This window comes from Hydrogenophaga sp. (genome assembly GCF_041633695.1).
In the GTDB taxonomy this organism is placed as follows: Bacteria; Pseudomonadota; Gammaproteobacteria; order Burkholderiales; family Burkholderiaceae_C; genus Hydrogenophaga.
In genome coordinates, this window is record NZ_JBFJMY010000755.1 from 1 (window position 1) to 1,118 (window position 1,118).

The 1,118-nt window shown below is 66.0% G+C and carries 1 protein-coding gene; it reads left to right on the forward strand.

Features of this window, described 5'->3' with window-relative positions:
- Positions 1 to 909: DMT family transporter (locus ABYB95_RS23855; RefSeq protein ID WP_372662960.1), on the forward strand; the 909-nt coding region annotated here is incomplete at its 5' end.
- Positions 910 to 1,118 lie beyond the last annotated feature (209 nt).

Below are 1,118 nucleotides of genomic sequence, written 5' to 3' on the forward strand. Positions count from 1 at the left end.
ACCACGCAACCATCTACCGGCAACCTGCGCAGCATCGTCGCCATGGTGATCGCCGTGGGCTGCTTCGCTTTCATGGACGCGGTGCTCAAAGCACTATCGGCGCGCTACCCGGTGCTGCAAATCGCCTGCTTGCGCGGCCTCACCGGCTTGCCGCTGGTGCTGGCCTACATCAGCTGGCGGCGCGCCTGGCACACGGTGTGGCGCGTGCGCTGGCCGCTGCACCTGCTGCGCGGCGTGCTGGGCATCGTCATGCTGTCGCTGTTCACCCTGGGCGTGCGCTCATTGCCGCTGGCCGCCACCTACACCTTGTTCTTCATCGCCCCGCTGCTGATCACGGTGCTCTCGGTCCCGATTCTGAAAGAACGGGTGCCCGCCGCGCACTGGTGGGCCGTTGCCATCGGCTTCGTGGGCGTGCTGATCGCGCTGCAACCGCGCGGCCAGGACCTGCAGGCCGGTTTCTTCACCGTCGGTGGCCTGGCCGTGCTGGGCGCCGCCGCCTGTTACGCCGTGGCGGCCATCGCCGGGCGGCTCTCCAGCCGCACCGACAGCAGCGAGAGCCTGATTCTCTGGATGATGGTGGTTGTGGTGCTGGGCGCGGGCGCGCTGGCCGCACCCGACTGGGTGGCGGTGGACAGCAGCGACGCCCCGCTGCTGCTGGCCCTGGGCCTCACCGGCTTTGGCGGCCAACTGGCCATCACCGAAGCCTTTCGGCACGGCCAGGCATCGGCGGTCGCCCCGTTCGAATACACCGCCCTGGCCTGGGGCGTGGGCCTGGACTGGGTGCTCTGGCACACCCTGCCCCAAGCCCACACCTGGCTGGGCGCCGCCATCATCATCGGCAGCGGCATCTACCTGGTGCGGCGCGAAAAGCGCATCACCGAAGTGCACGCCAGCGCAGAACATCCTTGAAGATTTGCGTGGGGCTTCGTCTCTGAGCGTGGGGGTGCGTGTTCAGGGGCATGGATATCTCGGGTTTCCTACAACTTCAGCTCAACGCGATCGCGAGACAATTGAATGAGAGTCCACGCGAAAACCTTTGCCCCCACACAACCACTTAGATGTTCAACCTGACTGTTGCGTCGACCGGTTGAATCCGCCGCTGAACTCAAACATACGAA